Here is a 20,888-nt window from a genome sequence, read left to right on the forward strand (position 1 = left end):
CGCCAGAAGTACGGGGAGACCTCGGGCGGTTCGGCCGGCATCGAGACCTGGATCGAGCCCGCCGACGAGTCCCAGCCCGACGTCAACCTGCTGACCCTGGCCAAGGGCAAGCCGGGCAAGGTCCAGACGACGCTGGACGCGAACGCGCAGGCGGCGGCCGAGCGGGCGGTGAAGAAGTTCGCCCAGGCGTCGGTGGTCGCGGTGAAGCCGTCCACGGGGGCGATCCGCGCGGTGGCCAACAACCCGGTGACCGAGTTCAACGTGGCGCTCCAGGGCAAGCAGGCGCCCGGCTCGACGCTGAAGATCATGACGGCGGCGCTGCTGCTGGAGAAGGGCCTGGTCACGGCGAACGGGGCGGCGGAGTGCCCCAAGGACGCGATGTACCAGAGCCGTTCCTTCCACAACCTGGACCACTTCGATCTGCCGGACGGCTCCACCTTCACCCAGAGCTTCGCCAAGTCCTGCAACACCGCCTTCATCAAGCTCATCGACGACACGAAGGACGACGCCGCCCTCTCCAAGATGGCCAGGGACGTCTTCGGCATCGGTCTGGACTGGAAGACGGGTGTCGTCACGACCGACGGCAGCGTGCCGGAGGAGACGGGCGGCGTGGCGGCCGCCCAGTACATCGGCCAGGGCACGGTCCAGATGAACGCCCTCAACATGGCGTCCATCACCGCGACCGCCCGCACCGGCACCTTCCGTCAGCCCGTCATCGTTCCGCAGTCCCTGGACAACCGGGAGTTGGCGACGGCCTCGCGTTCGCTGTCACCGTCCGTCACCCAGCAGCTCACGACGATGATGCGCGCGACGGCCGCCTGGGGCACGGGAGCGAAGGCCATGGGAGGCGTCGGCGGGGACAAGGGCGCCAAGACCGGTTCGGCGGAGGTCGACGGACAGGACACCTCCAACAGCTGGTTCACCGGCTTCAGCAACGACCTCGCGGCGGCGGCGGTCGTCCAGACCGGCGGCCATGGCGGCGCCGCGGCGGGCCCGGTCGTGGCGGAGGTGCTGAAGGCGGGGGGCTGAGCCCGCAGCTCCTGCGCGCGGGCGGCTGAGGGCTCAGCCGACACGCACGGCGGCTGAGCACCGGGCCGAAGGCCCTACCCCGCCGTCCAGTCCCCCCGCACCGCCAGGTCCAGCACCAGGGCGGCGATGTTCCACGCGTCGTCGTCGCCCCGGTGGTGCCGGCCCTCCAGCGGGAGGCCGGCCACCTCCAGCGCCTGGGCCATGCCGGGGCGGCGGCGCAGCCCGTACGAAGCGGTGAAGACGACCTTGGCGTTGGTGTGCCGCTGCCCGAAGGGGTACTCCACGCCCGCCGCCCGGCACTGGCGCGTGAACTGGTTACGGTCGTAGTCGCCCCAACTGGCCCACGGCAGCAACCCCGTACGGTGCTCGGCGGCCAGCACCCGGCAGGCCTCGGCGAAGGACAGGCCGCCGTCCACCTCAGCCTGGGTCAGCCCGGTCAGCTCCGTGCAGAACGGGCTGACCGCCGAGCGCCCGGGCCGGACCAACAGCCGGTGTTTGGCGAGCCGTTCCCCCGCGCGCAGGTCGACGACGGTGAGCCCGATCTCGATGATCTCGCTGACCTGGCCGGGCGGCGGCTGCCCGTCCCAGCAGGTCGCCTCGACGTCGACCACGTTCAGCAGGCACTCGTCCCGCTCGCCCCGCCCACCCTGCTCGTCCCTGTCCATGGGGGCGAGCGTAGAAGGGCCCCAGCCCCGGGTCATCCGGGTTTCGCGGCCAACACCGGCCGCGGCAAACCCGGTTCGGGCAGGCCCCGGAAGAACAGCCAGCTCAGCAGCGACATCAGCACGAGGGGTGCCAAGGCGGCCTGAAGGGACGTGGCATCGGCGAGGCTTCCGATCGCGGGGCTGGCGAGACCCCCGATGCTGACGGTCAGGCCGAGGGTGATCCCGCCGGCGGTGCCGACCCGGGACGGCAGGTAGTCCTGGCCCAGCGTCACTGGAGCGAGAACGGCACGTACAGGCCAGCCGAGGTCAGCGCGACGAATAGGAAGACGGCCGGGCCGGGCACCCACACCACGCCCGCGACGGCCGCGGCGGCGACCAGATAGGACCGGCGCGCGACCGTCACCCGGTCCCACCCGGGCTGCCAGCGCCCCGCCGAGCACCGAGCCGACCGTGCTGCCGAGGTAGAGCACGGTCAGGGCGGCCGTGCCCACGGCAATGCCGCCGCCGAGGCGCTGGCGTACGTACAGCGAGATGAAGGTGCTCAGGCCGATGAACGCGATCGACCGGAAGACCACGGCCATGGATGTTCCGCAGCGACCTCGGCATGACGTTCCCGCAGTGGCGCACGCAGCTCCGCCTCCACCACGCGCTGATCCTGCTGACCGGGCGGACGCCGGTGACGGCGGTGGCGCATCGGTGCGGCTGGTCGTCGACGAGCGCGTTCATCGAGGTCTCCCGCCGCACGTTCGGCCACACCCCGGGCTCGCACCCGGCAGGATGAGGCCACGCCCCGGGCTCGCAGCCGGACCGGTGAGCCCACCCTCCGGAACCCCCTCGCATGCATAGTGCACGGACCGCTAGCGTGCAGCCATGAGCACACCCGAACCCACCGAAACCACTCCCGCCGCACCCGCCGCCCCCGTCTCCCACGCCCACCCCCGGTTCGCGGAGGCGCTGGCCGAGCTGGGGCTCCAGGTCGAGGTGCGCCGCTTCCCCGATGCGACCAGAACCGCCGTCGAGGCCGCGGCGGCGGTGGGCTGCGAGCTGAGCGAGATCGTCAAGTCCCTGGTCTTCACGGCGGACGGCGTGCCGGTCCTGGTCCTGATGGACGGGTCGTCCCGCGTGGACGTCGAGCTGGTACGCAGCGAGCTCGGCGCGCAGAAGGTCAAGCGGGCGGACGCGGACCTGGTCCGGGAGACGACGGGCTACGCGATCGGAGGCGTACCCCCCTTCGGCCACGCCACCAGGACCCGTGTCCTGGCCGACCGGCGCCTCCTGGACCACGCGGTGGTGTGGGCGGCGGCGGGCACCCCGCACACGGTGTTCCCGCTCGACCCGAAAACGCTGATCGCCCACGCGGGCGCGACGGTCACGGATGTGCGCGAGCCCGCCAAGTGACCCCTCTGGTCGCCCTTGCGGTCCTCATAGCCGCGGTCACGCACGCCAGCTGGAACGCCATCGCCCACGCGATCAAGGATCAGCTGCTCTCCTTCACGCTGATCTCCGGCGGCGGTCTGCTGATCGGCGCGGTGATGGCCCTGTTCGCCCCGTTCCCCGCGGCGGGTGCCTGGCCGTACCTCCTGGTCTCGGCCGCGCTGCACGTCGCGTACATGATGCTGCTGATGCGCTCGTTCACGCTGGGCGACTTCGGCCAGATGTACCCGATCGCCCGGGGCACGGCCCCGCTGGTGGTGACGGTCCTGGCGGCGGTCTTCGTCGGCGAGCGCCCGGACGCCTGGGCCACGGCGGGCGTGGCGGTGGCCTCGGCCGGACTGGTCGGCCTGGCCCTGTGGGGCATCCGGGGTTCCGGAAAGCGCCCGCACTGGCCGGCGATCGTGGCGGCCCTCGGCACGGGCCTGGCCATCGCCGGGTACACGACGGTGGACGGCGTGGGTGTACGGGCCTCCGGCACACCGCTGGGTTACGTCGCGTGGCTCATGGTCCTGGAGGGCCTGGCGATCCCGGCGTACGCGTACTACCGCCGCCGCTCCGAACTGGTCGCGCAGCTGAAGCCGTTCGCCGTACGGGGCCTGCTCGGCGCGGCCCTGTCGGTGGTCGCGTACGGGCTGGTGCTCTGGGCCCAGACGAGGGCCCCGCTCGCCCCGATCGCGGCGCTGCGCGAGTCGTCGATCATCGTGGGCGCGGCGATCGGCACGCTGTTCTTCAAGGAGCGCTTCGGGGCTCCGAGGATCGCGGCGGCGGGGCTGATGGTGGTCGGCATCGGGCTGATGCTGCACACGAGTTGACCCCGGAGAGGCCCACCGGCCGCCCCGCCCGCCTCGCGGGAGGCGGGACGGCCCGATGCCTCATTGTGATGCGCCGGTCCACAACCCCGGGTGGGCCCCGGCTGTCTCTTAGGCGCCGGAGGATGAGCCTCCGGCGCCTTTCCGTACGGAGAATCGGGGATCAGGTGGGGAAGCAGGTCTGGAGAGCCGTCGTGGCCGGTGGTGCGGCGGCGGTGTTCACGGCCGTGGCAGCGGTGCCGGCCGGGGCGGCCGAGGGTGGGGCCTCGTTCTCCCGCGTCCAGGTGAACGGCGGAAAGCCGATCGTGATCGGGACGTCGAAGGAGGTCACGGTACCGGCCTCCTTCCGGGTGACGACCACGCGCAAGTGGAAGTGGTTGCCGCTGGTGTTCCTGTACCGCAAGAACGCGGATGACCAGCTGTGGCACTCCATCGGGGGGAACGACTGCCCCTACCGGGTCGGCACCTGCGACATCGAGGAGACGATGTACTTCGACCCGAGCGAGTGGGAGATGCGCAACAGTGAGGCCGGGGTCTGGAAGGTGGCGGGCGAGGCGCACTTCCAGGACGGGACCAGCAACGTCGACGGCACGGGCCTGACGGTCCACGTCCAGCGCAACTCGCGCCTGACCGTCAACGCCGCGCCCGAACCGGTGGCCAAGGGCAGGACCATCACCGTGACCGGGAAGGTCACCCGGGCCAACTGGGAGACCAGGAAGTACGCCTCGTACGGCGGCCGTCATGTGAGCCTGCAGTTCAAGCCTGCGGGCGCCGCCTCCTACACCACGGTGAAGAAGGTGTACGGGAACAGCTCGGGCAACCTCAAGACCACGGTGAAGGCCACCAGGACGGGCACGTGGCGCTGGGTGTACTACGGCAACACGACCACCGGGGCGTCGAAGTCGTCCGGGGACAACGTCGTGGTGAAGTGACGCCCGCCGGGCCGCCGGGCTCGTGGGCGCCGAGGCGGCGGTAGCGCCTGGGAGGGCCGGCGCGTCGGACTTCCGCCGCACACGGGTTGATGCCCCTCGCTCCCCCGTTCGGGCAGGGGCGAGGGGCATCTGATCGTAGGAGGTAGGACTCAGACGCTCGCCTTCGTCGGCTCCTCGTCGTTGTCCCCGCCACCGTCGGTTCCGCCGGCCTTCCGGACCCGCACGTACTCCAGGAAGGAGTTGAGCTCGCGCTTGACGACGGGCGCGAGGAGGTAGAGGCCGATGATGTTGATGACGGCCAGGGAGAAGAGCACCGCGTCGGCCAGGTCGATGAGAGTCTGCAGGGTGAGCAGGGATCCGGAGACGGCGAACAGGGTGTAGAGGGACTTGTAGATCGTCTCGCTGGTGCGGCTGCGGCCGAAGAGGTACGTCCAGGACTTGAGGCCGTAGTAGCCCCAGGTCAGAACGGTCGAGATCGCGAAGAGCAGCACTGCGAGGGTCAGGACGTACGGGAACCAGGGCAGCACGGTCTCGAACGCGTCCGAGGTGATCGTCACGCCGCCGATGGACTCACCGTCGCGGGCCTCGCCCCAGCTGGCGGGGTTGGCGATGACGATGGTCAGCGCGGTCATGGTGCAGATGATGACGGTGTCGATGAACGGCTCCAGCAGGGCGACCAGGCCCTCGCTGGCGGGGTGCTTGGTCTTGACCGCGGAGTGGGCGATCGGCGCGGAGCCGATACCGGCCTCGTTGGAGAACGCGGCGCGCTGGAAGCCGATGATCAGCGCGCCGAGGATGCCGCCCGCGACGCCCTCGGGGTTGAACGCGCCCTCGATGATCGTTCCGATCGCGGCCGGCACGGCGGTGACGTTGACCAGGATGACGACGAGACAGGCGGCGATGTAGATGCCCGCCATCGCGGGGATGAGGCGGCTGGTGACCTGGGCGATGGAGCGGATGCCGCCGAGCAGGACGATGCCGACGAGCGCGGCGACCAGGATGCCGAAGAAGAGCGCACCGCCGGAGGAGCCCATCGCGCCGTCCTCACCGCCGGTGACGGAGACGACCTGGGCGTAGGACTGGTTGACCTGGAACAGGTTGCCGCCGAAGAGCCCGAAGAACAGGATCATGATCGAGGCGAGGACGGCGAGGACCTTGCCGAGAGTCTTGCCGTTCTTGCCGAAGCGTTCGGCGAGACCCTTGGGCAGGTAGTGCATCGGTCCGCCGGAGACCGTGCCGTCGGCGTGGACCTCGCGGTACTTCACCCCGAGGGTGACCTCGACGAACTTGGTGGCCATGCCGAGAAGACCGCAGAGGATCATCCAGAACGTGGCTCCGGCGCCGCCGATGGAGACGGCGACGGCCACACCGGCGATGTTGCCGAGGCCGACCGTGCCGGAGACGGCGGCGGTCAGGGCCTGGAAGTGGTTGACCTCGCCGGCGGAGTCCTTGTCGTCGTACTTCCCGCGCACCACGTCCACGGCCAGACGGAACTTGCGCACCTGGATGAGGCCGAACCAGCTGGTGAAGATCAGGCCGGCCAGCACCAGCCAGGTGACGATGAGCGGCACGTCGGCGCCGCCGATGCTGACGGAGTAGAAGACGATGTCGCCCAGCCAGCCGGCTATGGGCTCGAAGAACCCGCTGACGGCTTCGTCGATGTTCTCGGTGATGGAGTCCAGTGACACGTTGGCTACCTCGATGACGCGGGAGCGGCGGACTTGGGGGTGCCTTCGCCGGTCGGTGTGCGATGGGGGGATGGGCGAACGACGCTGTCCGGATGGCGACCCGGCGCTACCGCACGGGCGGACGACGTCGGCGATCGCTCTGATCTGCTGCCGGTTGAACCCCGGCACTCCGCTGCGGCGGTGAGTCCGCCCGCGAAGTTGGGCATTTGTACCACGCCTTTTACCGATCCTTTAGTGGCGCAGATCACATTTGGGGGTATTGCAAGTGAAGATGCTGGGCAGGTGACGTCATCGTTATACGGACTCCCGGATACGTTTATCGGACATCTATCTGCGGGGCCGAGCGTCTCGGCCCGGGGGCCATGGCGAAGTCCCCTCCGTCGCAGGTGGCATGTCCGGCGGTGCGCCCTCAGCCGCCCACCCCCACGCAGAACTCCTCCACCAGTGCGGAGACCTCGACCGGCGCCTCGTCCAGCAGAAGGTGCCCCGCCCCCTCGATGACGCGGAACTCCGCCCCGAGCCGCCGCCGTGCTGCCGGGCCCAGGGTTCGCGGGGGCAGAAAGGGGTCGGACCGGCCCGCGACCACCAGCGTCGGCACGGTTCGCCGCTGGTTCAGCAGGCTCGACGGCAGAGGGAGGGGGGCGAGGCTGGTACGGCAGTGGCGCGCGACCAGGTGCATCCAGGCGCTCAGATCGTCGGGCGGGTCACCCCGTCCCGGAGCGGCCATCCGGCGCAGCAACCGCGCCGACCGGGCTTCGGAGGGCAGCAGAAGCCAGGGGGCGGTGGCCGCCAGAAGCCGAGCGGGCACCCGCAGACGGGTGAGGCCGGCACCGGCGAGCACCACCCTGCCGACGATCCGCGGAGCATTCGAGGCGAGCGCGACCGCGCCCCCCAGGGAATGGCCCACCACCACGACCGGCCCCGGCACGGTTTGCGTCAGTGCCTCGCTCAGCCAGTTCCCGTACCAGGCCATGCGCCGGACGTGAGGGCGGCGGCCCGTGCTGAGCCCCGGCTGGCCGGGCAGGTCCAGGATGACCACGCGCCGGTTCCGGGCCATCACCTCCACCAGGGGCAGGCACAGGGCGGCGTTCATGTTCGTTCCCGGCAGCAGCACGATGCTCGGCTCCCCCTCGCGCGGCTCCGGACCTGTGGTCACGACGCCGGTGACTCCCGTCGGCGTCATCACCTCACCGCGGACATGGGCGATGCCCCAGTCCGCGATCCGCCCCACACACCAGGACCGCACCTCCCGTTGCGCGTTGTCGTTCTTGTAGACCGAGCCCATGTGACCGTCCTTGTCGTCGTCGACCATGCGGGGAGCGCTGCTCGCCGTCGCCTACGTCCTGGGTGCGGGCCAGCCGAGAATCCGGGCCCCGATGACAGCTGTCTGCAGGGCGTAACGGTGCCGGGGGTCGGCAGGGTCGGACCCGGTGAGCTGGTGGATGCGTTCCAGGCGGTACGTCAGGGCCCGAACGCTCAAGGAGAGACGCCGGGCGGCCTGGGTGGTGACACAACCGGAGTCGAAGTAGGCGGCGAGGGTCTCCAGATGTGGTTCCGGACCGCCCCGGGCTTTCAGAAGCGGCCCGAGGGTGGTCCGGACCAGGTCCTCCATGGCCTGCCGGTCCCTGGTCAGCACCGGATAGACGAGAAGGTCCGCGGCGTGGACCACCGGGTCCTCCAGTTCGAGACGGCCCGCCAGGTCCAGTGCCCGAAGCGCCTCCTCGTACGAATGGGCGATGCCACCCGCTCCGGGGTGCGGCCGTCCGATCGCGGCCCGTCCGCCGCCGGTCGCGGCGTGCGCCTGTTTGGCGAAGTGGGTCAGAACCTGACGCCGGTCCCCGGGCGCGATGCAGATCAGCCGTCCGTCCTTCGTGGTGAGGAGGATGCTGCGCTCCCCGAAGCGACCCGTCACGGCGCGTTCGACGAGTCGGGGTACAGCGTCGCCCTCTGTGTACGGCACGGGACCTTCGGCCACAGCCACGACATGGGCGTGGGAGAACCGCAGCCCGAGCCGCTCGGCGCGTTCGGCCAGACGCCCCGGTTCGCCGCTCCCGTACAGAAGGTCGTCGATGAACTCCCGGCGTGCCGCCTCTTGATGCCGGACAGCGAGCAGCTCGGCACGTTCGTAGCCCTCGCAGAGTGCTTCGACGGCTCGTTGCACGGCGGCGAGCACGCTGTCGGAACCCGTCGTCCCGGCCGGCCAGGCGGCCCGGGTCCGGGACAGGTGGTGCACGACCAGGGCCCGCACAGTGGCGCCGCTGACCGCGGCTCCTTCCCCGAAGGACCGGAATTCTTCCAACTCGGCCTCGGTGGGGCCCCTGCCCGTTGCCGCGACCGCGTCCAGCAGAGCTTCGAATCCGGGGCAGGTCTGCGCGCGGGTGGGTGCGGAACCGTCGGGTCCGCTCGCGACGGAGGTGCCCTGCCACCCGCTCTCGGTCGGCTTCACCGGTGACCGAGGGGCCATGTACTTCTGGAGAACGGTGGACTTGAACGTCTCGCTCGTCGGCGCAGGTCTTCTTCCACGAGGGGCGGCCTTCCGAAGTCTCGGCAAGCAGAGGGACGGTTGCCCCTCCGACGCCGACCAGACTTCCCGGCACACCAGCGCGCATGGTGACGCGTTGCCCGCATCATAGTGGCGGGCGGGCGTTCAGCGCCTTGCTGCGTACGCGACGAAGCCCGCCCAGGCGGCGGGGGCGACAGCGAGACGAGGACCCTGCGTGTTCTTGGAGTCGCGTACGTGGACGGCGTCCGGGACGGCTGCGACCTCGACGCAGTCGTTGGGGTTGCTGCTGTCGCTGTAACTGCTCTTGAACCAGCGCGACTCGGGCACTTCCTCGGCAGAGGGCCTGTTGGTCATGTCTCTCCCAGAACTTGCACGATGAAGGCCTGGGACTCCTCCGGCGTGAGAGCCCGAGCCCGGATGCTTCCAAACCCTAGCTCAAGGATACGGAGCTGCTTCGGGTGAGAGATGGGCCTACCGGCGAACTCGTCGTCGGCTCGGCCGACAGCTGACCCGTCGGAGAACTTCAGCACTTGGATCCGCCCTCCCGTTCCCGGGTGATCCCACCGGGAAGTCGGCATGACCTGGATGTCGACGAAGGGCAACTCCCCGATGCGGAGCAGGTTCTCCAGCTGACGCCGCCAGATCGCATCCCCTCCGATCGGACGCCGCAGGGACGCCTCTTCCTGGACGAAGCACAGCTCGGGGGCGGGTGACCGGTCGAAGATGGAGTGCCGGGCCATGCGTCCCGCAACCGCCCGCTCCAGCTCGTCCGGCGTCAGAATCGGGCGTCGCGTGCCGAGCAGGGCCCTCGCGTACTCCTCTGTCTGTAACAGACCGTGCAGGTTGTGGCTGCCGTACGCGGCCAACTCGACGGCCTTGGCCTCAAGCTTCGCCAAGTCCCGGATCTTCTTCGGATACCGCACCTCCGCAAGGTCCGGCTTCATCGCCGCGAGCTTCCCGCCCGCCCCCACCGCCACGTCCACGGCGTCCATGAACTCCGGCCGCGGGATGCGGCTCCCGCCCTCGACCTTGTAGATGAGGTCCTCGCCGTACCCCATCGCGGAGCCCAGCTCGCCCGCCCGCAGGCCCGCCGCCTCGCGCCAGATCTTGATCTGGCGGCCCACCGCCGCGACGACCGCCGCGCCCGGCTCGTCGTCGGGGTCGACCTCCCAACCGGGCTCGTCCACCGCGTCGTTGCCGCGCTCCGTACCGTCATCGACCATGCTCATGCGAGCCCCCGCTTCCGACGTGCGTGCCGTTCCTGCGTCAACCGTTTCCGTTCCCCGCACGTCACCGCCGACAGCCCGGACAACACCGGACAAGCCTCGGACAGTCACCGTACGCAGCGGCCGCATCACTGGGAAAGGTACGCCGGGTCGGCCACGCTGAGTGACATGAACCAGGAAGTCGCTCGCATCCAACACACGTCCACCGAACGCGCGTTCACCGTGCTGCTCTCCCCCACCCGTCGAGGGGCCCGGCTCGCCCGGCTGCTGACCACGGCCCATCTCGGCGCGTGGGGGCTCCAGTCGGAGTCGGCCGCACACATCGTCGCCGAGCTGGCGGCCAACGCAACCGTCCACGGCCGTGTGAAGGGCCGGGACTTCCAACTCGCCCTCATCGTCCGGGGCGGCACCTTGCGGATCGAGGTCACGGACACGCACGGTGACAGCGTCCCGCCCGGCCCCGGAGCCGTGAAGCCGCCCGGGGGCGATGCGGAGACCGGGCGCGGCCTGCTCATCGTCGAGGCGCTGGCGGACCACTGGGGGATCGTCCCCGGGCCGGTCCCCCGCAAGACGGTGTGGGCGGAAATCGACCTCGTGCGGTAGCCGTCCTCACCGGATCGCGCCCCGGCGCGATCCGGTACGACCCCCGGAAACCCCCACCGGATCGTGCTCCGGCGCGACTCACTGCCGCACGACATCAACTACTTAAAGAACCAGGAGAAATAACCCAACCCGACCCAACCCCCGGTGGCCACCTGACGGACCCCAGGGGCTCTCGGAGCTTCGTCACTCACACGGGTGACATTTTCCAACTCAGCTCGTATTCCGGCGGGTTGCCCGGCATATGCTCACGCCAGACCACATCCCACACATACGTCGGCCCCCGACCGGGAGTGCAATCCCAACCGAGGGCCTGACCACCAAGGAAGTTAGGGCTTCCCCGATGGATACCCAGCAGAATACTGCCCTCACCCGCGCCCTGGCGGAGGTTCCCGGACCTCTCCCCACCTCCGGCGTGATCCACATCGTCATCCCGCACACCGACCGCTTCACCATCGTCGGCAACCACCTCGCCCAGCACCCCGACCTGAGCTGCACCGCCGTCGGGATCGCCGTACGCATCCAGTCCCTGCCCCAGGGGACCGAGGTCAGCATCAAGGCACTCACCGCCCGCTGCAAGGAAGGCGAGAAGCGCATCGCCGCCGCCCTGCGCGAACTCGAAGCCCACGGCTACCTGCAACGGTCCCGCAACCGGCTGCCCGGCAATAAGGTCATCACCCGCACCGTCTTCTGCAACCAGCCCGCCGCGCTGACGCACCCCCGCCGCCCGGCAGCGGAGACACACCCCCGAGCCGCCGCGTGGGCATCCGCGCCTGTACGTATGCCTGCGCGGGTGGACGTACCTGCGCCCGGCCCCGTAGCCGTCTCTGCACCCGTAGCCGTCTCCGCACCCGCCCCCACCCCCGTACCGACAGCTGCGCCGCCCGTGCCGGAGGCCCTCGTGGCCCCGCCCGTACCGGCACCGCCCGCGCCGTCGGCCCCGCTCTTCGTGCCGCGTGTACCGCCCCCGACCGCGCCCAAGGCATCTCGTCGGCCGCTCCCGCAGCCCAGCGACCTCACCCCGGAGCTCGACCGCGCGGCCACCGCATTCCTCAGCGATCTGCGCAGCCACGCACCGCAGTTCATCCTCTCCGAGGACGACGTCCGCCGACTCGTCCCCGGGGTGGCGGCCTGGCTCGAACGCGCGGCCCGTCCGGACGCCATCCGCCGCTCCCTCACCGACGACCCGCCCCACCCCCTCAAGCACCCGGCCAAGCTGCTCAGCTACCGGCTCACCGAGCTGCTCCCGCCCGCGCCTCCCGGAGCCGACGACCTCGCCGCGCTCGCCCGCCCCCGCGTCACCGTCACGCCCTTCCAGACCTGCGACGACTGCGACCGCGCCTTCCGCTCAGCCGACCCCGGGTGCTGCCGCGACTGCCGCGAGACCCGCACCGCATACGCGCCGGCCGCCGCCTGAGAGGCCTCACCGAGTCCCCGCAGGCCGAGGTCACCGGTGGCGCAGGGCCTCCGCCACCGCGACGGCGGACGGGGCGAGCCGTGTCTCGCCGTCCTCGATGTCCCAGAGGGCGTTCTGCAGCAGCCGCCCCAGCGTCCAGCCGGCGGCCCGGGCGCGGTCCAGGCCGAGGACCTCGGTGAGCAGGTCGAACCGGCGTCGCACCACACGCAGCGGCTCGCCCTTCGCGACGACGACGTCGTCCCACCGGCTGTCCAGGGCGGGCCACAGGTCGAACCCCGGGTCACCGACGAGCGGCTCGGGATCGATGGCGAGCCACGGCTCACGCTGCGCGGCGAGGATGTTGTCGTAGTGGAGGTCCCAGAGCAGCAACCGGTCTCCGGGGTCGTCGGCCAGTTCAGCGACGGCCGAGGCCCAGCCCCGCAGGAGTCGCCGGTCGGCCGGATCGGTCAGCCGAGTGATCGCCTGCGGGGCCTGCTCCAGCATCTCCGCGGCCACGTCACCGAGGCCGCGCAGCCCCTGCGGCGCGGGGACCGCGACCAGCCGCGCGTGCAGTCCGGCGAGGATGCCCATCGCCACGTCGTCATCGTCGACGGACGCCAGGGTGCGGGCTCCGTCCAGCCGTTCCAGAAGCATGCTGCTGCTCGCGGGGTCGTGATCGAGCAGCCGGACCATTCCCTCACCGTTCCAGGTGCGGAGCCCGATCAGCGCGGCGGCGGTCTCCTCCCGGGGCAGCTGGAGTTTGAGAACCGCACCCGTGCCGTCGTGGCGCAGGACCGGCAGCACCAGGGATGCCTGGCCGGACCAGGCCGCACCGTCCCGCCGCAGCTGCCGGCGCTCCAGCATGTCGGCGGCGAGAGAGGGCAGTTGGGCGATCCACGCTCTCCCCTCCTCGCCGAAGCTCGTGGCGTACGAAGCCACCAGGCACTGCGGGATCTCGTCGGCAGCCAATGCGTCGGGCACGTTCATCGGTTTCAACTCCCGGTCCGACAGGTCCTAGTGGTCTGCCGTCGCGTGCCAGTCGCGGCGCAGCAGCCCGAAGACCCAGGAGTCGGAGACGTCGCCGTTGACGACGCAGTCCTCACGGAGGGTGCCTTCGCGGACGAAGCCGAGCTTCTCCAGGACCCGGGCGGACGCCACGTGGAGCGGCGCCGCGTCGGCGTCGGTGAACGGCCGCAGTCGCAGGCGCGCGGTGTGCAACTCGGGGGTGGGCAGCGTCATGCGGAGCATCCTGCCGAGTGACACCCGCCCCCGCCATCGGTTTATCCGGCGGTTTCGGGCATCGCGGACGGCCACCCCCCGCCCACAGCCGGATCTCCGCGCCGCGACTACCATCGCGGCCCATGACCACCACGACCGGCGCCCGGCCCGGCGAAGACGCGTACGAGATCGACACCGATCCGGACCGCGTCGACATCGGCCTCGTACACCACTGGCTCTCCACCGACGCCTTCTGGGCACTCGGCCGCAGCCGGGACCTCGTCGAGCGGGCCCTGCGCGGGTCGCTCAACTTCGGTGTGTACGACGGCGAGGGGATGCAGGTCGCCTACGCCCGGGTCGTCACGGACCACGCCACCTTCGCCTGGCTCTGCGACGTCTACGTGGACCCCGCGCACCGCGGCCGAGGCCTCGGCGTACGCCTGGCGACCGCCGTCCGCGACCACCTCGCCCCGTACGAACTCAAGCGGACTCTCCTCGCCACGCTTGACGCCCACGAGCTGTACGGCAAGGTCGGGTTCGTCCCCGTACCCGACCCCGAAGGGCTGATGGTCCTGAGGCCGACGACCTGACCGGCCTTACCCCCTGACATCGCGCCCGGCGGCGGAAGCCGCCGCGGCGATCGTCCACAGGGCCATGCCCCACAGGCTGAGAGCGGAGACGAGGCCCACGGTCAGGCGTACGGCGCTGTCCGGACCGTCCCCCAGCCATACGGCCAGGCCCGACAGTCCGGCCGCGACCAGCAGAGCCGCCGGCACCCGGAGCCGGGGCTGCTCGAACACCGCGGCGAGCGGGAGGAAGTGCAGTCCGACGACCAGCGCGACCAGCGGGGGAATCAGCACCGGCACCCCGCCGCGCGAGCACACGACCGCGATGGCGACGATCAGCAGCCACTGGAGACCGTTGATCCGGTTGAACCGCCGACGCCGGTCGGCGGGGAACGGGCCTCCGGCCGACGCGGGAAGGAAACGGCGCGCGGCGAGCAGCAGCCCCACCGTGACCGCACAGCCGGCCGCCACCTCGACCAGCCGGACCGTGCCGCCGAACGCGCTCGTGGCCAGCAGCCACCAGCCGAGCCCGAACAACGCGAGGAACCCCACCCCTGACTTGAACATGATCGGGAGCCTAGGTGAGGAATGAGCCCTTCCGCGGCTGCCGTGAACCAGTCCTTCAGGCAGCCAGCTCCGCCACCACCTCCCCGTCCTCCACCACCCCCGTAGGCCGGAACCCGAGCGCGGTGTACAGATGCGCGGCCGCCTCGTTCTCCGGGGCGTACGAGAGGCGTACGGCGCTGCCGGGCTCGCGGGCCGACAGCCAGGCCGCCAAGGTCCGTACGGCTGCGCGGCCGATGCCCCTGCCCTGGTGGGCGGCGTCGATCAGCACGCCGCCGATCCAGTGCGAACCGTCCTCGTCCCGGCCCCACATGATGTGCCCGGTCACCTCGTCGCCGACGAGCACCGCCAGGGAGTGCCAGGTGTCCTCGCGGCTCGTCAGCACGAGGTAGCGGGCGGCCAGGGCCGGAACCCAGTCGCGTTGGTCGTCGCGGGGTGCGCTGTCGGCGACCGCCCGCCAGTTGTCCGCGTCCACCTCGTGGAGGGTGACGGGGCGGCCGGTCCTGTCGGTGTGTCCGTGGTCGATCATCCGCGCAGGGTAGGCCGCCCCGGCGAGGCGCGGCCACGGGTTTACGGCTGCGCCATCGCCTGCCGGAAGCCCGTGTTCACGGCGAGGATCCCGCCGTCCACGCGCAGCGTCGTCCCGGTGATCCAGGCCGCGTCGGCGGAGGCGAGGAAGGCGACGGCGGACGCGATGTCCTCGGGGGTGCCGATGCGGCCGAGCGGGTAGAGGGCCGCCGCCCGCTCCAACTCCGCGTCGCGACCCGCCCAGGCGTCGGTGCGGATCGTGCCGGGGGCGACCAGGTTGACCCGTACCCCGCGCGGTCCCGCGTGGCCCGCCAGCGTACGGGTCAGGCTGGCCAGGCCCGCCTTGGCGGCGCTGTACCCGTGACCGCCGAAGTCCTGTTCGCCGTTGACCGAGCCGATGGTGACGATCGCGCCCCGGCCCGAGGCGACCAGGTGCGGCAGGGCGGCGCGGGCGCAGCGGAACGGGCCGGAGAGGGTGATGTCCAGGTCGCGTTCCCACTGCTCGTCCGGCACGTCCTCGAAGAGTTCGGCGTCCTCGCTCGCCGCGTACGCGTTGTTGACCAGGACGTCGAGCCGGCCGAAGGTCTCGACCGCGTACGCCACGGCCGCCTCCACCGCCGTCCGGTCCGCCACGTCGCACGCCAGGGAGGCGGCGGTGCCGCCCGCCTCGCGTATCGCCTCCGCCGTGTCCGACGCGCGCTTCGCGTCGAGGTCGGTGACGAGGACGGAAGCCTCTTCCGCCGCCAGGCGGCGAGCCGTTGCCGCGCCGATGCCCTGGCCGGCGGCGGTGATCAGGACGCTGTAACCATCGAAACGGGGTCGTGTCATAGCGCCGACCGTACTGCCCTGACCAGCGCCTGGGCACGGGGGTCGGCGGTGACTCCCTTCTGGAGGCCGTTGGTCACGTAGCCGAGCGCGATGCCGGACTCGGGGTCGGCGAAGCCGAGGGAGCCGCCGCGTCCGGGGTGGCCGAACGAGCCGGGGCCCAGCAGCGGGGCGGCCGGGCCGTGCAGCATGTAGCCCAGTCCGAAACGGGTGTTGACGACCAGCACCCGGTCCGGGCCCGCCGACTCCTCCGTGCGGGCCAGGGTGAGCGTGGCGGGGGCGAACAGGCGGCGGTGGCCGTCGACCGGGCCGATCATCGCGGCGTAGCAGCGGGCCAGGCCCCGGGCGGTCGCGATGCCGCCCGACGCGGGGAGTTCGGCCGCGCGGTAGGCGGGGTCGTTCTCGTCGGGGAACGGGTCGATCGCGCCGAACGCCCGCCGGGTGAGCGAGTCCGGGTCGCGGTAGGCCTCGACGACGGAACGTTTGGGGCGTACGCGCAGGGCGCCGGACGAGGCGGCTGCGGCCGGGGGCTCCACGGGGCCGATGCGGCCGATGCGGTGGGCCTCGTCGGCGGGGAGCCCGAACCAGAAGTCGAGGCCGAGCGGGCGGGCGATCTCCTCGGCGATCCAGCGGCCGATGGTGCGGCCGGTGGCGCGGCGGACCAGTTCGCCGATCAGCCAACTGTAGGTCTGGGCGTGGTAGCCGTGGTCGGTGCCGGGCTCCCACTGCGGGCGCTGCGCGGCGACGGCCGCCGGGCCGGAGACCCCGTCGGCGGCCTCGGCGGGGGTGAGGGCGGTGTCCAGGGCGGGGATCCCGGCCCGGTGGGCGAGGAGGTCGCGGACCAGGACGCGTTCCTTGCCGTTCGCCTTGAACTCCGGCCAGTAGGTGGAGACCGGGGCGTCCAGGTCGACCTGCCCGCGCTGGTGGAGCAGGAGCGGGACGGCGGCGGCGATGCCCTTGCCCGCCGAGCGGACGATCTGGACGGTGTCGACGGCCCACGGTTCGGTGCCGTCGACGTCCCTCGTACCGGCCCACAGGTCGACGACCTTGCGCCCGTGGCGGTAGACGGCGACGGCCGCGCCTCGCTCGCCGCGCTGTTCGAAGTTGCGGACGAAGGCGTCCGCGACCGGTTCGTACCCGGGGGCCACTGTGCCCCGTACGTCCACGGCCCTGTCCTCGGTCACGGTCTCGGTCACATCCGTGGCCGCTGCCGCCTCCGTGCCGGATTCCGCTCCCGCGCCGGATTCCGCTTCCGCTTCCGCGCCCGTACCCGTCGTGCTCACTCCCGCGCTCCCGCTCATCCCCCCATGGTGCACGTCCCGGCGGGGAGTTCGGGGGGCGGGTCGCCGTGACCACCGGGCTGTCACCATCTGTTTACGGTGACGGAATCTGCCTACGGTGGCCCGACAAGGATCGCGGCCAGCGCCCCTCCCATCAAGTGGCCGCTGGTACCGGCGGCCACCGGGAAGTTGAGCATCTGCACGGCGAAGATGAAGGCGGCCACCAGGCCGGCGAGCGGGGCGGGGCGCTCGTCCAGCTCGCGGGCGCGCCGCGCAGGCTGACGGCTACCGCGCCGGCCGCGAAGACCCCGGCGGCGACGGAGACAGGTGCGTCGATGAATCCATCGGGTACATGCATGACAGAGACTCCCGCTTTCTGCGGTTCCGCACGGTGTCCGCGTCCACTCGGGCACGGATCCGCGGGCGGGGTCATGAACCCATCAATATAGTGCTCTCTTGCGAACCCTGCGCAAGAGCAGGGTCAGAGCGGGGAGGTTCACGCTCACCGTGCCGCTTCCGCGAAATATGGGACATTAGAGGGCAGAGCTACATATATAGGAGGAGCCGGCCTATGTCCCCTGTGATCGAAGTACATGCACGCGCCCGGCTCATCACCGATGGCCCTCTGACCCGCCCGGTCCCCGTCGACCTGCGCTACGACCCGGCCGACGAGCGGCGCACCGTCCACATAGGACTGCCCGACGGCACCGACTGGGCGTTCGGCCGCGACCTCCTGGAGCGCGGCCTGCGCACCCCGATCGAGCGCGGCGCCGTCCGCGTCTGGCCGTGCGGCCGAACGCAGCTGATCGTGGAACTGCACTCGACGGACGGGGTCGAGGTGTTCCAGTTCGAGATCCGGACGCTGATCCGCTTCCTCGCCCGCACCCGCGCGCAGACCCCGGCCACACCGGTCACGTCGGCCACACCGCCGGACGCGGGCCGGGAACCGCAGCCGCCGTCCCGCACCACCACCACCGCCGCCCGCCGCCCGGAGCGGGATGCCCGGCCCGAGCGGGGCGCGCAGCCGGCCCGCGGCTGAGCAGCGGTCCGCAGACGCGCGGAAAGCCCCCGTGCCGTGTGCGCACGGGGGCTTTCGCTGTGCCCCGGTCCCCGTCCCCACAGGTAACCGGCGCTTCCGGGGCCGCGCTCCGCTCAGACGCGGACCCCGGAGTCTTGACCGTCCGGGGACGGGTCAGACGCGGACGAGCTCACGCTCACCCTCGCCGCCGCCCTCGCCGGGCCCCTGCTCGGAGCCGGGCCCGTCGGTCAGCTGCTGCTGCAGCTTCTCGCCCTCCACGTCCACGTTGGGCAGCGCCCGGTCCAGCCAGCGCGGCAGCCACCAGGCCTTCTTGCCGAGCAGGGCCAGGACCGCGGGCACGATCGCCATGCGCACCACGAAGGCGTCGAAGAGGACGGCGATGGCGAGCGAGAAGCCGATCATCTTGATCATCTGCTCGCTGGAGCCGATGAAGCCGGAGAAGACCGCCATCATGATCACCGCTGCGGCCGTGACCACCCGTGCACCGTGCTTGAAGCCGGTCACGATGGCCTGCCCCGGGCTCTCGCCGTGGACGTACGCCTCGCGCATCCGGGTGACGAGGAAGACCTCGTAGTCCATCGCGAGACCGAAGACCACACCGACCATGAAGATCGGCATCATGCTCATGATCGGACCGGTCTGCTCGACGCCGAAGAGCGAGCCGAGCCAGCCCCACTGGAAGACCGCGACGACCGCGCCGAGGGCCGCGACCACCGAGAGCAGGAAGCCCAGGGCCGCCTTCAGCGGGACGAGGATCGAGCGGAAGACCAGCATCAGCAGCAGGAACGCGAGGCCGACGACGAGCGCCAGGTAGGGCAGCAGCGCGTCGTTCATCTTCTGTGAGAAGTCGATGTTCATCGCGGTGGCACCGGTGACCAGGACCTCGGCCCCGGTGTCGGCCTTGATGTCCTTGCCCGCGTCACGGATGTCGTGGACGACCTCCTCCGTGGCGTGGGAGGACGGGCGGTCCTTCGGGATGACTGTGATCGTCGCGGTGTCGCCGGCCTTGTTGAAGGCGGGCGGGAGGACGGCGCTGACGCCGAGCGCCTCGATCTCCTCGGCGACCCGGTCGGCGGCGGCCTTGCCGTCGGAGCTGTTCTTGGTGTCGGTTACGACCATCAGCGGACCGTTGAACCCGGGGCCGAAGCCGTCCGAGAGCATGTCGTACGCCTGGCGCTGCGTGGTCGACTTCGGCTGGGCGCCGTCGTCGGGCAGGCCCATCTCCAGCGAGGCGGCCGGTACGGCGACGATGCCGAGGCCGAGCACGCCGACGAGCATCACCCAGACCGGCTTGCGCAGCACGAACCGCGCCCAGCGCGTGCCCATGTTCGGCTTGGCGTCAGGGCCCTTCTCCGCCTCGGCGGCCTTACGGGCCTTGCGCCCCATGATCCGCTTGCCCGCGAAGCCGAGGGCGGCCGGGACGAGGGTGAGCGCGATGAGGACGGCGATGGCGACCGTACCGGCGGCGGCGAGGCCCATCTTCGTCAGCATCGGGATGTTGACGACGGCGAGGCCGGCCAGGGCGATGACCACGGTCAGGCCCGCGAAGACGACCGCGGATCCGGCGGTGCCCACGGCCCGGCCGGCGGCTTCCTCGCGCTCCCGGCCCTCCGCCAGTTCGGCGCGGTAGCGGGAGACGATGAAGAGGGCGTAGTCGATGCCGACCGCGAGGCCGATCATCATGGCGAGGATCGAGGTGGTGGAGCCCAGGTCCATCACGCTGGCCAGCGCGGTGATCGTGGAGACCCCGATGCCGACCCCGACGAGCGCGGTCACCAGTGGCAGCCCCGCCGCGATCAGCGAGCCGAAGGTGATGACGAGGACGACGGCCGCGATGGCGACGCCGATGATCTCGGCGGTCCCGGTGTGCGGCATGACCTGGAGGGCGTCACCGCCGATCTCCACCTTCATGCCGCTCTTCTGCGCGTCCTTGCCCGCGTCCTCCAGGGCGTCCCGGGTCGCGTCGGTCAGCTCCATGGAGTTGACCTTGTAGGAGACCGAGATGTACGCCGTCGAGCCGTTCTGGCTCACCGCCTTCTTCTGGAAGGGGTCGGCGACCATCGCGATCTGGTCCGAGCCGGACTGCAGCTCCTTGACGATCCCGGTGATCTCGCGCTTGTTCCCGGCGTCGGTCACCTTCTCGCCCTCGGGCGCCTGGAAGACGACCCGGGCGGTCGCGCCGTCGGCACTGCCGCCGGGGTTGCGCTCTTCCAGCAGGTCGAAGGCGCGCTGCGCCTCCGTACCGGGGATGGAGAAGGAACTGGAGGTGGCGGTGGACGCGGTGGCCGCACCGATTCCGGCGACCGCCAGCAACGCCACCCAGATCAGGGCGACGAAGCCGCGGCGGCGGAAGGTGAGCCGTCCGAGCTTGTAGAGGAAAGTGGCCACGGGGGCGTACTCCCGGTCAGGTCGTGTGAGTGGAAAACGGGCGTGAGGAACCAGCCCGACGACGAGAGCGGCGTGTCAGGTGGAGCTTCAGGGGAGAGGGCCGTGCGGGTGGGTGGGGCCCAACGCGGCGGAGACGGCCGGCAGCAGGGCCTGGGTGGAGTAGAGGAGGGCGAACGCCGCGACACCGGCGGCGAAGAG

General features: G+C 71.2%; 21 protein-coding genes and 3 pseudogenes. 9 read left to right on the top strand and 15 right to left on the bottom strand.

Annotated elements, in window-relative coordinates:
• Positions 1-1,029, top strand: a 1,029-nt coding sequence (locus JS521_RS21965) for a penicillin-binding transpeptidase domain-containing protein (RefSeq protein WP_275564208.1), incomplete at its 5' end; no start/stop codon positions are given.
• Positions 1,030-1,103: 74 nt separating this feature from the next.
• On the opposite strand, the gene JS521_RS21970 is transcribed toward JS521_RS21965, so the two are convergent.
• The gene (locus JS521_RS21970) at positions 1,104-1,694 is read right to left on the bottom strand and encodes a 3'-5' exonuclease (protein ID WP_205084661.1); all 591 of its coding nucleotides are present in this window, start codon (positions 1,692-1,694) and stop codon (positions 1,104-1,106) included.
• 32 nt (positions 1,695-1,726) lie between these two features.
• A pseudogene (locus tag JS521_RS21975) lies at positions 1,727-2,278 on the bottom strand (MFS transporter); the annotation flags it as partial.
• Between JS521_RS21975 and JS521_RS21980 the strand changes: the two are divergent.
• The 4 genes and pseudogenes from JS521_RS21980 to JS521_RS21995 form a co-directional block, all read left to right on the top strand.
• Positions 2,278-2,475: pseudogene (locus JS521_RS21980) on the top strand (helix-turn-helix transcriptional regulator); the annotation flags it as partial. The pseudogenes JS521_RS21975 and JS521_RS21980 overlap by 1 nt on opposite strands.
• Before the next feature lie 89 nt (positions 2,476-2,564).
• Positions 2,565-3,092, top strand: a complete 528-nt coding sequence (locus JS521_RS21985; protein ID WP_205084662.1) for a YbaK/EbsC family protein — start codon at positions 2,565-2,567, stop codon at positions 3,090-3,092.
• Positions 3,089-3,940 carry an EamA family transporter gene (locus JS521_RS21990; protein WP_205084663.1) on the top strand — a complete coding sequence of 284 codons (852 nt, stop codon included), beginning with the start codon at positions 3,089-3,091 and terminating at the stop codon, positions 3,938-3,940. The genes JS521_RS21985 and JS521_RS21990 overlap by 4 nt, the downstream gene beginning before the upstream one ends.
• 164 nt (positions 3,941-4,104) lie before the next feature.
• Positions 4,105-4,869 carry a hypothetical protein gene (locus tag JS521_RS21995; protein WP_205084664.1) on the top strand — a complete coding sequence of 255 codons (765 nt, stop codon included), beginning with the start codon at positions 4,105-4,107 and terminating at the stop codon, positions 4,867-4,869.
• A 149-nt stretch (positions 4,870-5,018) separates the two neighbouring features.
• On the opposite strand, the gene JS521_RS22000 is transcribed toward JS521_RS21995, so the two are convergent.
• From JS521_RS22000 to JS521_RS22020, 5 genes are all read right to left on the bottom strand, one after another.
• Positions 5,019-6,557, bottom strand: a complete 1,539-nt coding sequence (locus JS521_RS22000; RefSeq protein ID WP_205084665.1) for an alanine/glycine:cation symporter family protein — start codon at positions 6,555-6,557, stop codon at positions 5,019-5,021.
• 409 nt (positions 6,558-6,966) lie between these two features.
• Entirely contained in the window at positions 6,967-7,869 is a 903-nt protein-coding gene (locus JS521_RS22005) for an alpha/beta fold hydrolase (protein ID WP_205084666.1), read from the bottom strand.
• 24 nt (positions 7,870-7,893) lie between these two features.
• Entirely contained in the window at positions 7,894-9,021 is a 1,128-nt protein-coding gene (locus JS521_RS22010; RefSeq protein ID WP_239487647.1) for a PucR family transcriptional regulator, read from the bottom strand.
• Positions 9,022-9,204: 183 nt separating this feature from the next.
• Positions 9,205-9,414: a DUF397 domain-containing protein gene (locus JS521_RS22015; RefSeq protein ID WP_205084667.1), complete on the bottom strand. Its 210-nt coding sequence runs from the start codon at positions 9,412-9,414 to the stop codon at positions 9,205-9,207.
• Positions 9,411-10,289: a helix-turn-helix domain-containing protein gene (locus JS521_RS22020; protein WP_205084668.1), complete on the bottom strand. Its 879-nt coding sequence runs from the start codon at positions 10,287-10,289 to the stop codon at positions 9,411-9,413. The genes JS521_RS22015 and JS521_RS22020 overlap by 4 nt, the downstream gene beginning before the upstream one ends.
• A 165-nt stretch (positions 10,290-10,454) precedes the next feature.
• Between JS521_RS22020 and JS521_RS22025 the strand changes: the two genes are divergently transcribed.
• Together JS521_RS22025 and JS521_RS22030 are read left to right on the top strand one after the other, a co-directional pair.
• On the top strand, positions 10,455-10,889 hold the full coding sequence (locus JS521_RS22025) for an ATP-binding protein (protein WP_205084669.1): 435 nt from the start codon (positions 10,455-10,457) through the stop codon (positions 10,887-10,889).
• Positions 10,890-11,229: 340 nt separating this feature from the next.
• Positions 11,230-12,303: a hypothetical protein gene (locus tag JS521_RS22030; protein WP_205084670.1), complete on the top strand. Its 1,074-nt coding sequence runs from the start codon at positions 11,230-11,232 to the stop codon at positions 12,301-12,303.
• Positions 12,304-12,333: 30 nt separating this feature from the next.
• Here JS521_RS22030 and JS521_RS22035 read toward each other — a convergent pair whose 3' ends face one another.
• The gene (locus tag JS521_RS22035; protein WP_205084671.1) at positions 12,334-13,269 is read right to left on the bottom strand and encodes an aminoglycoside phosphotransferase family protein; all 936 of its coding nucleotides are present in this window, start codon (positions 13,267-13,269) and stop codon (positions 12,334-12,336) included.
• 27 nt (positions 13,270-13,296) lie between these two features.
• The gene (locus tag JS521_RS22040; RefSeq protein ID WP_205084672.1) at positions 13,297-13,521 is read right to left on the bottom strand and encodes a GNAT family N-acetyltransferase; all 225 of its coding nucleotides are present in this window, start codon (positions 13,519-13,521) and stop codon (positions 13,297-13,299) included.
• A 122-nt stretch (positions 13,522-13,643) separates the two neighbouring features.
• On the opposite strand from JS521_RS22040, the gene JS521_RS22045 reads away from it, so the two are divergent.
• Complete coding sequence (locus JS521_RS22045) at positions 13,644-14,090, top strand: GNAT family N-acetyltransferase (protein ID WP_205084673.1); 447 nt, start codon at positions 13,644-13,646, stop codon at positions 14,088-14,090.
• Between the two features lie 6 nt (positions 14,091-14,096).
• On the opposite strand, the gene JS521_RS22050 is transcribed toward JS521_RS22045, so the two are convergent.
• From JS521_RS22050 to JS521_RS22070, 5 genes and pseudogenes are all read right to left on the bottom strand, one after another.
• Positions 14,097-14,633, bottom strand: coding sequence for a hypothetical protein (locus tag JS521_RS22050; protein WP_205084674.1), 537 nt, complete (start codon positions 14,631-14,633; stop codon positions 14,097-14,099).
• 55 nt (positions 14,634-14,688) lie between these two features.
• The gene (locus JS521_RS22055) at positions 14,689-15,159 is read right to left on the bottom strand and encodes a GNAT family N-acetyltransferase (RefSeq protein WP_205084675.1); all 471 of its coding nucleotides are present in this window, start codon (positions 15,157-15,159) and stop codon (positions 14,689-14,691) included.
• Positions 15,160-15,200: 41 nt separating this feature from the next.
• A complete protein-coding gene (locus tag JS521_RS22060; RefSeq protein WP_205084676.1) occupies positions 15,201-15,986 on the bottom strand; it encodes an SDR family NAD(P)-dependent oxidoreductase in 786 nt (261 codons plus the stop codon).
• A complete protein-coding gene (locus tag JS521_RS22065) occupies positions 15,983-17,149 on the bottom strand; it encodes a serine hydrolase domain-containing protein (RefSeq protein ID WP_205084680.1) in 1,167 nt (388 codons plus the stop codon). Before JS521_RS22065 ends, JS521_RS22060 begins: the two co-directional genes overlap by 4 nt.
• A gap of 233 nt (positions 17,150-17,382) precedes the next feature.
• A pseudogene (locus JS521_RS22070) lies at positions 17,383-17,621 on the bottom strand (energy-coupling factor ABC transporter permease); the annotation flags it as partial.
• A 213-nt stretch (positions 17,622-17,834) separates the two neighbouring features.
• On the opposite strand from JS521_RS22070, the gene JS521_RS22075 reads away from it, so the two are divergent.
• Complete coding sequence (locus JS521_RS22075) at positions 17,835-18,302, top strand: SsgA family sporulation/cell division regulator (protein WP_205084677.1); 468 nt, start codon at positions 17,835-17,837, stop codon at positions 18,300-18,302.
• A gap of 153 nt (positions 18,303-18,455) precedes the next feature.
• Here the strand turns inward: JS521_RS22075 and JS521_RS22080 are convergent, their stop codons facing one another.
• Complete coding sequence (locus tag JS521_RS22080; protein WP_205084678.1) at positions 18,456-20,690, bottom strand: MMPL family transporter; 2,235 nt, start codon at positions 20,688-20,690, stop codon at positions 18,456-18,458.
• Between the last annotated feature and the right edge of the window lie 198 nt (positions 20,691-20,888).

Source organism: Streptomyces durocortorensis, from assembly GCF_016901035.1.
GTDB classification, from domain to species: Bacteria; Actinomycetota; Actinomycetes; order Streptomycetales; family Streptomycetaceae; genus Streptomyces; species Streptomyces durocortorensis.